10 protein-coding genes are annotated in these 14,228 nt (G+C 66.8%); 2 read left to right on the top strand and 8 right to left on the bottom strand.

What is annotated here, in order from left to right:
- Positions 1-45 precede the first annotated feature (45 nt).
- The 7 genes from AVE30378_RS14285 to AVE30378_RS14255 all read right to left on the bottom strand — a co-directional run bounded on the left by AVE30378_RS14285 (position 46) and on the right by AVE30378_RS14255 (position 5,929).
- On the bottom strand, positions 46-858 hold the full coding sequence (locus AVE30378_RS14285) for an amino acid ABC transporter ATP-binding protein (protein ID WP_129241533.1): 813 nt from the start codon (positions 856-858) through the stop codon (positions 46-48).
- Positions 855-1,514 (bottom strand): amino acid ABC transporter permease, encoded by a 660-nt coding sequence (locus tag AVE30378_RS14280; RefSeq protein WP_129241532.1) that lies wholly within the window; start codon positions 1,512-1,514, stop codon positions 855-857. The genes AVE30378_RS14285 and AVE30378_RS14280 overlap by 4 nt, the downstream gene beginning before the upstream one ends.
- A complete protein-coding gene (locus AVE30378_RS14275; protein ID WP_129241531.1) occupies positions 1,511-2,176 on the bottom strand; it encodes an amino acid ABC transporter permease in 666 nt (221 codons plus the stop codon). Before AVE30378_RS14275 ends, AVE30378_RS14280 begins: the two co-directional genes overlap by 4 nt.
- A gap of 25 nt (positions 2,177-2,201) precedes the next feature.
- Positions 2,202-3,239 (bottom strand): L-idonate 5-dehydrogenase, encoded by a 1,038-nt coding sequence (locus AVE30378_RS14270; protein ID WP_129241530.1) that lies wholly within the window; start codon positions 3,237-3,239, stop codon positions 2,202-2,204.
- A 10-nt stretch (positions 3,240-3,249) separates the two neighbouring features.
- Complete coding sequence (locus AVE30378_RS14265; protein WP_129241529.1) at positions 3,250-4,098, bottom strand: transporter substrate-binding domain-containing protein; 849 nt, start codon at positions 4,096-4,098, stop codon at positions 3,250-3,252.
- A gap of 139 nt (positions 4,099-4,237) precedes the next feature.
- Positions 4,238-5,104 (bottom strand): substrate-binding periplasmic protein, encoded by an 867-nt coding sequence (locus AVE30378_RS14260; RefSeq protein ID WP_129241528.1) that lies wholly within the window; start codon positions 5,102-5,104, stop codon positions 4,238-4,240.
- Between the two features lie 96 nt (positions 5,105-5,200).
- Complete coding sequence (locus tag AVE30378_RS14255) at positions 5,201-5,929, bottom strand: FadR/GntR family transcriptional regulator (RefSeq protein WP_129241527.1); 729 nt, start codon at positions 5,927-5,929, stop codon at positions 5,201-5,203.
- A gap of 186 nt (positions 5,930-6,115) precedes the next feature.
- On the opposite strand from AVE30378_RS14255, the gene iaaH reads away from it, so the two are divergent.
- The gene (gene iaaH / locus AVE30378_RS14250; RefSeq protein ID WP_244235044.1) at positions 6,116-7,600 is read left to right on the top strand and encodes an indoleacetamide hydrolase; all 1,485 of its coding nucleotides are present in this window, start codon (positions 6,116-6,118) and stop codon (positions 7,598-7,600) included.
- 481 nt (positions 7,601-8,081) lie between these two features.
- On the opposite strand, the gene metH is transcribed toward iaaH, so the two are convergent.
- Positions 8,082-11,855 carry a methionine synthase gene (gene metH, locus AVE30378_RS14245; RefSeq protein ID WP_129241526.1) on the bottom strand — a complete coding sequence of 1,258 codons (3,774 nt, stop codon included), beginning with the start codon at positions 11,853-11,855 and terminating at the stop codon, positions 8,082-8,084.
- A 421-nt stretch (positions 11,856-12,276) separates the two neighbouring features.
- Between metH and AVE30378_RS14240 the strand changes: the two genes are divergently transcribed.
- Positions 12,277-14,205, top strand: a complete 1,929-nt coding sequence (locus AVE30378_RS14240; protein ID WP_129241525.1) for a TonB-dependent receptor domain-containing protein — start codon at positions 12,277-12,279, stop codon at positions 14,203-14,205.
- The last annotated feature ends 23 nt before the right edge of the window (positions 14,206-14,228 follow it).

The following is a 14,228-nucleotide window of genomic DNA, read 5'->3' as shown; positions in this document are numbered from 1 at the left end:
AAGGTCTTAGGCCTTGTCGATGAAAAAAAGGAGCCCGCTCGGGCCCTAGCCTTCCCAGCCCAGGTGGCTGAGGAAGTCGCGGGTGCGGGCGACTTGCGGGTTGTCGAAAATCTGCGTGGGCGGGCCTTGCTCGAGGATGGCGCCGTTCTCGAACACCACCACCCAATTGGCCACGCGCCGCGCAAAGCTCATCTCGTGGGTCACGACGATCATCGTCATGCCTTCCTGCGCCAGCTTCTTCATCACGTTCAGCACTTCGCCCACCGTTTCCGGGTCCAGCGCCGACGTGGGTTCATCGAACAGCATCACGTCGGGCTCCATCGCCAGCGCGCGGGCGATCGCCACGCGCTGTTGCTGGCCGCCGGACAGGTTGGCGGGGAAGTTTCCCGCCTTGGCGGCCAGGCCCACCTTTTCCAGCAGCGCCATGGCGCGGGCGCGAGCGGCTTCCGGCGCCATGCCCAGCACCGTGATCGGCCCCATCGCCACGTTGTCCAGCGCCGATTTGTGCGGGAACAGTTCGAAGCTCTGGAACACCATGCCCATGCGCTGGCGCACGCGGCGCACTTCGGATTCGGATTCCGGCAGCGCCACGCCGTCCAGCAGCACGCGGCCGCCGTCCAGCTTTTCCAGCGCGTTGGTGCAACGCAAAAGCGTGGACTTGCCCGACCCGGACGGACCGATCAGGCACATCACCTCGCCCTTGTTCACTTGCAGCGACACGTCGGCCAGCGCCACGAAGTCGCCATAGACCTTGCGCACGTGTTCATAGACCAGCACGGGCGGCTGGTCCGCGCCCTTGCGCACGGCCGGCGCCGTGCGCGCCGTGGCGGGCTCTTGCTCCGAGATCATGTCGTTCATTCCTTGACTCCGTATTTGCGATGGATCCAGTCGACCAGCTTGGCCTGGGGATAGCCCATCAGCCAATAGATCACCGCCATCGCGGTCAGCATTTCCAGCACGCGGAAGCTCTGCGCGCGCACCTGCATCGAGGCGTAGGCCAATTCGCTGACCGCGATCACCGACACCAGCGACGTATCCTTGAACAGCGAGATCCAGGTGCTGGCCAGCACCGGCAGGATGCGGCGCGCGGCCTGCGGGATCAGCACCTTGAACATGGCCTGCCGGCGCGACATGCCCATCGCCAGCGCTGCCTCCATCTGCCCCTTGCGGATCGAATTGATGCCGGCGCGGAAAGTCTCCGAGTTGTAGGCCGACACGTTCAGCACCAGCGCCACCAGCGCCGTGGTCACCGCCGAGAACTGCACGTCCAGCGCCATCGGCATCACGTAGAACGCCCAATAGATCACCAGGATCAGCGGCAGGTTGCGGAAGAACTCCACGATGGCGACGGCCACGCCGTTGGCGATCCGGTTCGACGACAGGCGCATCAACGCCAGCACCATGCCGCCGGGCACGGCAAGCGCCATCGTCACCACCGTCAGCATGATGGTCATCGCGGCGCCTTGCAGCAGCGCATCGCGCGAATCCCAGATGATTCCCCAGTCCAGGTTCATGAGCGCCCCAGGTGTGCGTAGCGTTGGTACAGCCGGTCCACGCCGCGGGTGACCGGGAACAGGATCACGAAGTACGCCACGATGACGGCGGTGAAGACTTCGATGGGCCGGTAGCTCTGGCCGGCGATGGTCTCGGCCTTGTGCATCAGTTCGGGCACCGCGATCACGGTGGCGATGGCGGTGTCCTTGATGGCCACCGTCAGCACCGAGCCGAAGGCCGGCAGCATGCGGATGGTGGCTTGGGGCAGGATGATCTTGCGCAGCGCCTGGGCGCGCGACATGCCCAGCGCCAGGCCCGCGCGCATCTGCCCCGGCCGCACCGACTCGATGCCGGCGCGGATCACCTCGGCCGAATAGGCCGCGATGTGCAGGGTCAGCGCCACCAGCGCCGCCCAGAAGGGCGCGAAGTTCACGCCGGCCAGCAACGGGAAGGCGAAGTAGATCCAGACCAGCACCACCAGCACGGGGATGGCGCGCATGCTGTCGATGTAGAACACCAGCAGCACGCGCAGCCAGCGCGGCCCGTACAGGCGCAGCAGCGCGATCACCAGGCCCAGCAGAATGCTGGACACCGCGGTGGCGGCACTGAGCGCCACGGTGACGCCGAGGCCACCGGCGAAGAATCGCCAGTTCTCGACTAGCGGGGAAAAATCGAAATCCATGTAGTCTCCGTGGGACTGGGGCCTGTCAGAACGTCACCATCACTTTCATGGCCTGGTGGCGGTCCGCCGCCAGCGCGAACGCGTCGTGCACGCGGGCGGCCGGCACCGCGGCCGTCAGCAACGGCGACACGTCGAGCACACCGCGGCTCAGGTAGTCCACGGCCCAGGCGTATTCGTCGACGAAGCGGAAGCTGCCGATGACCGACAGGCTCTTGACCATGATCTGGTTGAAGGGGCATTGATCGCTGCTGCCGTTGAGCGTGCCCACCGTCACGATGACGCCACGCGGCCGCGTCGCGCGAATGCAATTGGCCAGCCCGGCGTAGTTGCCGGAGGCTTCGAAGCAGACGTCGACCGAGCCCTTGCCCGCGGCCAGCTCCTCGATGGCGCCGGGATCGCGGGCGGCGTTGATGGTGCGCGTGGCGCCCACGCGGGCGCAGGTGGCCAGCGTCTCGTCGACGATGTCCACCGCGATCGCCTGGCTGGCGCCCGCCAGCCGCGCCGCCATCAGGGTCAGCGCGCCGATCGGCCCGGCGCCCACCACCATCGCCGTCTTGCCCAGCAGGCTGCCCGCGCTCTTGACCGCATGCAGCGCCACGGCCAGCGGCTCGCCGAACGCAGCCAGCTCGAACGGCAGGCTGTCCGGCACCGGCAGGCACTGCTTTTCCTGCACCACCACCTGTTCGCGCATCGCCCCCTGCATGTGCGGATAGCGGCTGGCGCTGCCGAAGAAGAACACGGCCTCGCAATGGTTGGAATCGCCCTGGCGGCAATAGCGGCACACGCCGCAGGTGCGCGCCGGATCCAGCGCCACGCGGTCGCCCGGCTTGACGGCGGTGACCGCGGCGCCCACTTCCAGCACCTGGCCCGACGCCTCGTGGCCCGGCGTCAGCGGTTCGCGGATGACGAAGTCGCCCACTTTCCCGTGGCGGTAGTAGTGCAGGTCGGACCCGCAGATGCCCACGGCCTTGACGCCCACCCGCACTTGCGTGGGGCCCAGCGCCTCGGGGTGCCGTTCGTCCAGGCGCAGGTCCTGGGCGCCATGAATGGCGCAGTTCAACATGATGGCCGCCTTATTTCAGGGTTTGGGTCATGCGGAGTTCTTCAGCCGCCAGTTCCGGATGCATGCGGGCTTCCACTTTGCGCAGCCAGTCCAGATAGACGGCCTGATCCTTGGCCACGCCCATGCCCGCGTCGATCGCGAAGATCTTGCTGTCCTGGCAGTCGTTCTCTTTGGGGAACACGGCAAGGCCCTTGACCTTCTTGCTGATGTTGGGCCACAGCATGCGGTTCAGCGGCGCGACGTCCGAGCGGCCGGCCAGCACTTCCTCGATCGGCGCGACCGAACCCGAATTCGTCACGCCGCGCAGCTTGGCCTTGGGAAAGCTCTGCAACACCAGCGGCTCTTCGCCCGCGCCGGAGAAGTAGGCCATCGTGATGCCGGGCTGGTTGAAGTCCTCGACCTTGGTGGCGTTCGTGAATTTCGGATTCGACGCCAGCCCGAACATGCAGACGCTGGTGTTGGAGAAGGTCACGAAATCGATGATCTTGGCGCGCTCGGCGTTCTGGTTCAGCGGGCCGATCATGATGTCCATCTGGTTGGCGATCAGCGCGGGCACCTTGGTCTCGTGGCTGACCTGCACGGGCACGATCTTCACTTCCAGCAAGCGCGCGAACTCCTTGCCCAGCAGCCACGACGACCCCATCCAGGGTTCACCCGACCCGGTGGTGTTCTGCACCAGCCAGGGCGGGTTGTTGACCACGCCGACCCGCAGCACGCCCGCCTTGCGGATGGCGTCGATGCGGGGACTTTCGCCGGGCGCGGGCGGCGTCTGGGCATGCGCCGCGGCTGCGCCCGCCAACAGCGCGGCGGACAGGAACAGGCGGGCGGCGGGAAGGCGCGAGGGGAATCGGGGTTGCATGCATAGTCTCCTAGAGGAACCCGGCCGTCTGCCGCCCAATGGCGGCGCGCCCGGTACCGGCGTGTTCAAGCGCCGGCGGTATCGCCAGATCCGCACGCGCCGGGCGCGTGCCGGTTGAAAAGGGGAATGGCCGGACGGCCTACTGGGTCTGTTCGATGATGCGCATTTCGTCAGCGTCCAACGCGGGCTTCATCGTTGCCGCCACTTGCCGCAGCCAGGCCAGGTAGCCGGGTTGGTTCTTGTCGACGGCCAGGCCCACCGGCGAGGCCTTTTCCGTGCTCTGCTGGCAATTGGCTTCGGCGGGAAACACCACCAGGCCGCGCACCTTGCGGTTCAGTCCCACCCACGGCACGCGGTTGATCGGCGCCGCGTCGGCGCGCCTGGCCATGATCTCTTCGATGGGCGCGGTGGCACCGGAGTTGGCGACGGCGCGCAGCCGAGCCTTGGGGAAACGTTCTTTCACCCAGGCTTCTTCGGCGCCACCCGTGAAATACGCGATGGTGATGTCCGGCTGGTTCAGGTCCTCGACCGCCTTGACCTTGGCCAGCTTGTCGTTGCCGGCGCGGCCGAACATGCAGACGCTGGTGGCCGAATACAGCACGAAGTCCACCACCTTCAGGCGCTCGGGCGTTTCGGCCAGCGGGCTGATGGTCATGTCGACCTGGTTGGCGGCCAGCACCGGCACCTTGGTCTCGTGCGACACGGGCACGGCCGTCAGTTTGACGCCCAACTGCTTCGCGTATTCCTTGGCCAGCAGCCAGGCGGGGCCGCTCCAGGCTTCGCCGCTTTTGCCGGACAGGTCCTGGATCAGCCAGGGCGCGTTCTGCAATACGCCCACGCGAAGCTCGCCGGCCTTGCGGATGGCATCGATGCGCGGGCTCTGTCCCGGCGCGGGAAGACTTGCCGCCGCGGCGCCGCCTTGGGCGGCCGCCGGCAGGGACATCGCCAGCACCGCAGCCGCCGCCCACCGGGCCAACACGCGGCTCCCCTTGTTCTGTTGTTGCATTGCTTGTCTCCTGAACTTGAAAAGCCCGGATCCGGGGCGCGGTTATCTTCCGCGCTCTGCCGAGGGCCGCCTGCCGTACTGCCCCGCGCTACCGCATCAACGCCACCCCTGCGCGAATTCGCCGATCACGCGCTCCAAGTGGGCGCGCATCGCCTGCTTCGCCGCCTGCGCGTCGCCGGCCACCAGCGCGCTGAAAATGCGCTGATGGTCTTCCTGCGACGCCTGGCGCAGTTCCTGCGTATGGAAATGCTGTTCGATCTTTTCCCAGATCGGTCCCTGGGCCTGGTCCCACATCGACGTCACGGTGGCCAACAGCACGCTGTTGCCCGTGGACTGCGCGATATACAGATGGAAACGGCGGTCGGCCTCTTCATTGGCCGCCTTGTCCATCATCTGCTCGCGCATCGTCGTCAGCGCTTCGAAGATGCGGTCCAGGTCCGCGTCGTTGCGGGTCTTGGCCGCCAGCGCCGCGATTTCGGATTCGATCAGGCAGCGCGCGCGCAGCAGCTCGAACGGCCCCGCGCCGGCTTCCTGGGCGGCCGGCAAGCGGGCGATGCCGGGCTTGGGCTCACAGACGTAGATGCCCGACCCGCCGCGGACTTCCACGACCCCCTGCAACTCCAGCGCGATGATGGCTTCGCGCAGCGCGGTGCGGCTGACGTCGAAACGCTCGGCCAGCGCGCGTTCGGCCGGCAAACGCTTGCCGACGGCGAATTCGCCTTGCGCCACCAGGGCCTGGATCTGGGCGGCCAGCCGCACATAGGCGCGGTCCGGCACCGGCCTGCTGGCCGGTTCTTCGGGTTTGGGGATCAGTTGCAGTGTCATGGATCTTAAAAGTGGTTAGACCAAATCATAAGTGGTTTACCAATTTCCACCATCATGGTTTACCACTATCAAAATGGTAAACCATCGTTGCGGGCAGGCGGGGGCCGGGACGGCCGGGCTCGACAGCGGCGACGGGAACCCTGTATAGATGGCGGTCCGACAGCATTCATCCGGTGAGGAAGCGTCATGCCCGATACGCCCCAACAGACTTTGTCCGCCGAGCCCCAGCCCCGCCCCGCCGGCGCCCTGACGGCCCTGACCGTCACCGAAGCCGCCGCCCGGATCCGCGACGGCCGGCTCACCAGCGTGGCGCTGACCCAAGCCTGCCTGGACCGCATCGACGCCGAGGGCGTGCTCAACGCCTTCATCACCGTCGACCGCGAGGGCGCGCTGGCCAAGGCCCGCGCCTACGACGCCGGGCAGCGAAGCAGTCAGGCCGCCGCGCCGCTGGGCGGCGTGCCCATCGCCATCAAGGACAACATCCACGTGGCCGGATTGCCCAACACGGCTGGCACCCCGGCCTTGAAGCACTTCCGCCCCGCCCAGGACGCGCCCGTCGTCGAGCGCCTGCGCGCCGCCGGCGCGGTCATCGTGGGCAAGACCCACATGCACGAGCTGGCTTTCGGCGTCTCCGGCTACAACACCGCCTTCCCCGGCGCGCACGGCGACGGCACGCGCAACGCCTATGACAGCACCCGCATCGCCGGCGGCTCGTCCTCGGGCAGCGGCGCGGCCGTGGGCGCGCGCCTGACGCCCGCCGCCCTGGGCACCGACACCGGCGCCTCCGTGCGCCTGCCCGCCGCGGTCAACGGCGCCGCGGGCTTCCGGCCTTCGGTCGGCCGGTACGACGGCTCAGGCATCACCCCCATCTCGCACACCCGGGATACGCCCGGGCCGATCGCCAACAGCATGGAAGACATCGTGCTGCTGGACGCCGTGCTGGCAGGCGACGCGCAAGCGCTGGCGCCCCTGCCGCCCGCGGGCGTGCGCCTGGGGCTGGCCGGCTATTTCTGGGCCGATCTGGAACCCTCCGTGCGCAGCGTCATGGAGGCCGCGCTGGCGAAACTGCGCGAGGCCGGCGTGCATCTGGTGGAAATCGACATGCCCGACCTGCCGGCCGCCAACGCCGCGGTCGGCATGCCGTTGTGCCTGTATGAGCAAAAGCCCGACCTGACCGCTTACCTGCAGCGCTACGGCACGGGCGTGAGCTTCGACGAGGTGGTGGCGCAGATATCCAGCCCCGACGTCAAAGCCATTTTCGACGGCCTGATCGTGCCCGGGGTGCTGCCCACGCCGGATGGCCAGGTCCTGCCGCTGCAACCGCTGTACGAACGCGTCATCGCCGTCCAGCGCGACGAATTGATCGACGTCTACCGCCGCGCCTTCCGGGAACACGGCCTGGACGGCCTGCTGTTCCCCACCCTGCCGATCCTGCCGATGGCCGCCACGCCCGAGGCCAGCAGCTTCGAAAGCTTCAGCCGCCTGGCCCGCAACGTCGACCCCGGCAGCAACGCCGGACTGCCCGGGTTGAGCGTCCCGGCGGGCTTGTCGCCGGAAGGCTTGCCGGTGGGACTGGAGATAGACGGACTGCCCGGCGGCGACCGCAAGGTGCTGGCGATCGGCGTGATGATCGAGGGTGTGCTGGGACGCATCGCGCCGCCCGCGGGGTAATTTGTCCCGTGTCCCGGCAGCGGCGGCATGCGCCAGGGGCGGTGGCATGCGCCAGGCGCTAGATCGCTAGGTGTCTGACACCCCACGAGATGCCCTCGCAAGTTGAAGCTCATCTCACCTGGGTGTCAGACACCGGAACGCTGTGCAGATGCGGAGACGCCCAAGGTGTCTGACACCCCACGAGATGCCCTCGCAAGTTGACGCTCATCTCACCCGGGTGTCAGACACCGGAACGCTGTGCAGATGCGGGGACGCCCAAGGTGTCTGACACCCCACGAGACGCCCTCGCAAGTTGACGCTCATCTCACCCGGGTGTCAGACACCGGAACGCTGTGCGGATGCGGGGACGCCCAAGGTGTCTGACACCCCACGAGACACCCTCGCAAATTCAAGCTCATCTCACCTGGGTGTCAGACACCGGAACGCTGCCATCTCACGCGGGTGTCAGACACCGAAACGCTGCGGACACCGGAACATGGCATCACCCCAGGTTCGGCGCCAGCGTCCGCTTCAGGTCCTCGATGCTGCGTCCGCTGCGCGCCGCGTAATCCAGCAACTGGTCTTCGCCGATCACGCCCACGTTGAAGTACTGCGACTGCGGATGGCTGAAGTAGAAGCCGGACACGCTCGAGGCCGGGTACATGGCGTAGCTGTCGGTCAGCATCATGCCGATGTCCGCGCCGTCCAGCACGCGGAACATGTCGGTCTTCACCACGTGCTCCGGGCATGCGGGATAGCCGGGCGCCGGGCGGATGCCCACGTACTTCTCGGCGATCATGTCGTCGTTGGACAGGGCCTCGTCGGATGCGTAGCCCCACAGGTCCTGGCGCACGCGGGCGTGCAGGCATTCGGCGAAGCCCTCGGCCAGGCGGTCGGCCAGGGACTTCAGCATGATGCTGGAATAGTCGTCCAGCGCCTTTTCGAACTCCGCTTCCTTCTTCTCGATGCCGATACCGGCCGTGACGGCGAACATGCCGATGTAGTCCAGCTTGCCGCTGGACCTGGGCGCGATGAAGTCCGACAGCGACTTGTTGCTGACGCCTTCGCGCTTGGCGCCCTGCTGGCGCAGGTTGCGGTAGGTGAACAGCACTTCGCTGCGCGTTTCGTCCTTGTAGACCTCGATGTCCTCGTCGTTGACGCTGTTGGCCGGGTAGAAGCCGACGACGCCGTTGGCGGTCAGCCAGCGGCCTTCGACGATGCGCTTCATCATGGCCAGGCCGTCGGCGTAGACCTTGCGCGCCTGCTCGCCCACGACCTTGTCGTCCAGGATCGCCGGGAACGGGCCGAACAGGCTCCAGGTCTGGAAGAACGGACCCCAGTCCACGTATTTCACGATCTCGGCCAGGTCGTAGCTCTTGAACGTGCGGCGGCCGATGAACTTCGGGCGCGGCGGCGTGTAGGCGTCCCAGTCGATCGCGGGGCGCGAGGCGCGCGCTTCCGCCAGCGGCAGGATCGGCGTGGCCTTGCGGTTGGCGTGGCGGCGGCGCACCTCTTCGTAGTCCTGCGCCAGTTCCGCCAGGTAGGCGTCCGCCTGGTCCGACATCAGGTTGGTGGCCACGCCCACGGAACGGCTGGCGTCCGGCACGTAGATGACCGGGCCTTCGTAGTTGGGCGCGATCTTCACGGCGGTGTGCACGCGGCTGGTGGTGGCCCCGCCTATCATCAGCGGCAGCTTGCGGTTGCGGAAATACTCGTCGCGCTGCATTTCGCTGGCCACGTACGCCATTTCTTCCAGGCTGGGCGTGATCAGGCCCGACAGGCCGACGATGTCGGCGTTCTCTTCCTTGGCCTTTTCCAGGATCTGCGCGCAGGGCACCATCACGCCCATGTTCACGACTTCGAAGTTGTTGCACTGCAGGACCACCGACACGATGTTCTTGCCGATGTCGTGCACGTCGCCCTTGACGGTGGCGATGACGATCTTGCCCTTGGCCCGCACGTCGCCGCCGGCCGCCGCGATCTGGCGCTTTTCCTCTTCGATGAAGGGGATCAGGTGCGCCACGGCCTGCTTCATGACGCGGGCGGATTTCACCACCTGCGGCAGGAACATCTTGCCCGCGCCGAACAGGTCGCCCACGACGTTCATGCCGTCCATCAGCGGGCCTTCGATCACCTCGATGGGGCGGCCGCCGCGCGCGGCGATCTTCTGGCGCACCTCTTCCGTGTCTTCGACGATGAAGGCCGTGATGCCGTGCACCAGCGCGTGCGACAGGCGCTGCTCGACGGAGGCGTCGCGCCAGGCCAGGTCCTCTTCCTTCTTGGCGCCCGACCCCTTCACGCTGTCGGCGAACTGCACCAGGCGCTCGGTCGGGGTGCGTTCGTCGTCGGCCTCGGTCTTGCCCACGGGCTCGGGACGGTCCAGGATCACGTCCTCGACCAGGTCGCGCAGCTTCGGATCCAGGTCCGCGTACACGCCGAGCTGGCCGGCGTTGACGATGCCCATCGTCATGCCTTCCTTGACCGCGTAGTACAGGAACACGGTGTGGATGGCCTCGCGCATCGGCTCGTTGCCGCGGAACGAGAAGCTGACGTTGGACACGCCGCCCGAAATGCGGGCATGCGGCAGGTTGTCGCGGATCCAGCGCGTGCCTTCGATGAAGTCCACGGCGTAGTGGTTGTGTTCGTCGATGCCGGTGGCGACCGCGAAGACGTTCGGATCGAAAATGATGTCTTCGGGCGGAAAGCCCTCTTCCTCGACCAGGATCTGGTAGGCCCGGCCGCAGATTTCCTTGCGGCGCTCCAGCGTGTCGGCCTGGCCCTGCTCGTCGAAGGCCATCACCACCACGGCCGCGCCGTAGCGGCGGCACAGGCGCGCATGGTGGCGGAAGGGCTCCAGCCCTTCCTTCATGGAAATGGAGTTCACCACCGGCTTGCCCTGCACGCACTTCAGGCCGGCCTCGATGACTTCCCACTTGGAGCTGTCGATCATGATCGGCACGCGCGCGATGTCCGGCTCGGAGGCGATCAGGTTCAGGAAGCGGTGCATGCACGCCACCGAATCCAGCATGGCCTCGTCCATGTTGATGTCGATGATCTGCGCGCCGTTCTCGACCTGCTGGCGGGCCACGGCCAGCGCCTCGTCGTATTTCTCTTCGCGGATCAGGCGGGCGAACATCTTGCTGCCCGTCACGTTGGTGCGTTCGCCCACGTTGACGTACAGCGTGTCTTCGTCGATGTTCAAGGGCTCAAGGCCCGACAGCCGGGTCTTGACCGGGATATCGGGCACGGCGCGCGGCGTGAGCGAACCGACTTTCTCGGCGATGGCGCGGATGTGGTCCGGCGTGGTGCCGCAGCAGCCGCCGGACATGTTCACCAGGCCGGCGCGCGCGAATTCCTCCAGCAGCGCCGAGGTGTCGGCCGGGGTTTCGTCGAACCCGGTCTCGGCCATCGGGTTGGGCAGGCCGGCGTTGGGATAGACGCAGACGTAGGTGTCGCAGATCCTGGCCAGCTCGGCCACGTAGGGGCGCATCAGCGCCGCGCCCAGCGCGCAGTTCAGGCCGATGGTGACGGGGCGCGCGTGGCGCACCGAATTCCAGAAGGCCTCGACGGTCTGGCCCGACAGGATGCGGCCGGAGGCGTCGGTCACCGTGCCGGAGACCATGACGGGCAGGCGGATGCCGCGCTCTTCGAACACTTCCTCGGTGGCGTAGATGGCCGCCTTGGCATTCAACGTGTCGAAAATGGTTTCGATCAGGACGATGTCGATGCCGCCGTCGAGCAGCCCGTTGAGCTGTTCGACGTAGGCCGCGCGCAGTTCGTCGAAAGTGACGTTGCGGGCGCCCGGGTCGTTCACGTCCGGAGAGATCGAGGCCGTCTTGGGCTGCGGGCCCAGCGCGCCGGCCACGAAACGCGGCTTGTCCGGCGTGCTGTAGGCGTCACAGGCCTCGCGCGCGAGGCGGGCGGACACCAGGTTCAGTTCGTAGGCCAGTTCGGGCAGGTCGTAGTCGCCCTGCGCGATCGAAGTGGCGCCGAAGGTGTTGGTCTCGATGACGTCGGCGCCGGCCTCGAGGTACTGGCGGTGGATCTCGGAGATCACGTCCGGCCGCACCAGCGACAGCAGTTCGTTGTCGCCCTTCAGATCCTTGCCGTGGGCGGCGAAGCGCTCGCCGCGGAAGTCCGCCTCGCCCAGCTTGTAGCGCTGGATCATGGTGCCCATGGCGCCGTCCAGGATCAGGATGCGCTTGCCCAGCAGGCGGGCGAATTCACCGCCCTGGGTATAGGCTTCGGGCGGGTATGGCAGGCGGGGATACGACACGGGCAGGTCCGGATGGAGTTGGCAACGGCGGCGCAGTGTGGCTAAAAAGCGAAAAACGCCGGAAAAACAAGCCCTGATCGTAACAAAATGGGCTAACCCGCGCCTCCCGGTGATACAGTTTCGGCCCCGAACCGGTGCTTTCGGCGCAATGCGCTTGCAAGAACGCAACACTTGCAGGCGGCGCGCGAAAGGTAAACGGGAAACAGGAAGATGTCCGCAGGACGGCTGGCCCCCACAAGGCGGCCCGCCCATCCAGGCTCCAGCCTGTGCTGCCCCCGCAACGGTCCCCATGCGCGCGACGCGCCCATGGCAGCCCGATACCGGCCAGTTCGCCAGCAAGCACGCGCCCGGCGCCTCGCGCCGCGCGTGCCCGTTTTCGTGAACGACGTGCGGGGTCGCGCGTCACACCGAGGTCATCCTGATGAATACCCGCTCCATCCGCCGCAGCGCCGGCGTCCTGGCGTGCGCCGCCCCCCTCCTGGCCAGCGCCCAGCAAGCCACCCCTTCCGCATCCGTCGCCCAACTGGACACCATCGTCGTGACGGCCAGCCGCACGCCCCAGGAACTGAAGAACGTCCTGAGCGACACGTCTGTCATCGACCGCGAAACGCTGTCGCGCGCCGGGCAGAGCAGCCTTGCCGAAGTGCTGTCTCGCAGCCATGGCATCGAATACGTGAACAACGGCGGCCCGCAGACCGCGACCAGCCTGTTCATGCGCGGGGCCAACAGCAACCAGACGCTGGTGCTGATCGACGGCCAGCGCATCAACAACGCGTCCAGCGGCATTCCCGCGCTGAACGCCATCCCCGCGGACAGCATCGAGCGCATCGAAATCGTGCGCGGCGCCGCCAGCAGCCTGTACGGCGCGGACGCCATCGGCGGCGTGATCAACGTCATCACCCGGCAGGCCAGCGACAAGCCGTTGTCGGCCTACTCCAACATCGGCTTCGGCACCTACGGCACCAGCAGCTACAACGCGGGCATTTCGGGCGCGTCCAACGGCTGGACCTACAGCCTGTCGGGCGGCTACCAGCAAAGCCACGGCTTCGACGCGACCACCACGCGCAATCCGTTTTCGCACAACCCCGACAAGGACAGCTACTACCAGAACAACGTGGCCGGCTCGCTGGGCTACGAATGGAAGCCCGAGCAGAAGCTGTCGGTGCAGGTCTACCAGACGCGCGTCAACGGGGGCTACGACAACGGCGAGCCCTATTTCAACGACCGCAGCGTGCAAAAGCTGGAGAACTACTCGATCACCAGCGAAAACCGCCTGGCCGACTTCTGGAAGAGCACGCTGCGCGTGGGCTACATGGTCGACGACAACGAATCGCGCAACGCACCGGCCGACCTGAGCCCCGGCAACTCGCCCGACGGCCGCACCACCTTCCGCACCCGCCAGAACCAGTATTCCTGGCAGAACGATTTCCGCCTGGCCGAGAACCAGAAGTTCACGCTCGCCTACGAACACCTGGATCAGCGCGTGAAGGGCGACATCGCCGATTTCACCGACTTCATGAACGTGACCTATGGCGACTACTCGCAGACCCGCCGCCACGTGAATTCGTTCACCGGCGTGTACCTGGGCGACTTCGGCCGCCATCACGTGCAGGCCAGCCTGCGCAACGACAACGTGTCCGAAGTCGGCCATCGCACCACCGGCGGCCTGGCCTACGGTTTCGACCTGACCGGCAATCTGCGCGCGACCGTGGCGGCCAATACCGGCTTCCGCGCCCCCAGCTTCAATGACCTCTACTACCCGGACATCGGCGGCTATGTCGGCAACCCGCGGCTCAAGCCCGAAGAATCGCGCAACGGCGAAATCGGCCTGAAGTACCAGGACGACACCAGCGAACTGGGCGTCGTGTACTACCACACGCGCGTCAAGAACCTGATTCAGACCCAGGCCCTGGACCCCAGCAACCCGTTCGCCGGATCGACGCTGGGCAACGTCGGCCGGGCCACGCTGCAGGGCTTCACCGTTTCGGGCGCGCACAGCTTCGGCAACACCCGCATCCGGGCCAGCCTGGACCTGAGCAATCCGAAGAACGACGACACCAACGAGCAGTTGCTGCGCCGCGCGCGCACCGTCCTGCGCACCTCGATCGACCATCGTTTCGACCAGTTGCTGGTGGGTGCGGAGTGGTACGTGTCGGACGAGCGCTACGACGTGGGCCAGACGTACATGGCCGGCTACGGGCTCTTCAACCTGACCGCCTCGTACGACATCACGCGCAACTTCCAGGTGCAGGTCCGCTGGAACAACGTGTTCGACAAGCACTACACCCTGGCCGAAGGCTACGCCACGCCGGGTTCGAACGCGTTCGTGAACCTGTCCTGGCGCATGTAGGCTAGGATGTGCGGGCGGCGGCC

It is taken from the genome of Achromobacter veterisilvae (assembly GCF_900496975.1).
Taxonomy (GTDB): domain Bacteria; phylum Pseudomonadota; class Gammaproteobacteria; order Burkholderiales; family Burkholderiaceae_B; genus Achromobacter; species Achromobacter veterisilvae.
Note: the sequence above shows the minus strand (reverse complement) of the source record. Positions and strands in the feature narration are given on the sequence as shown.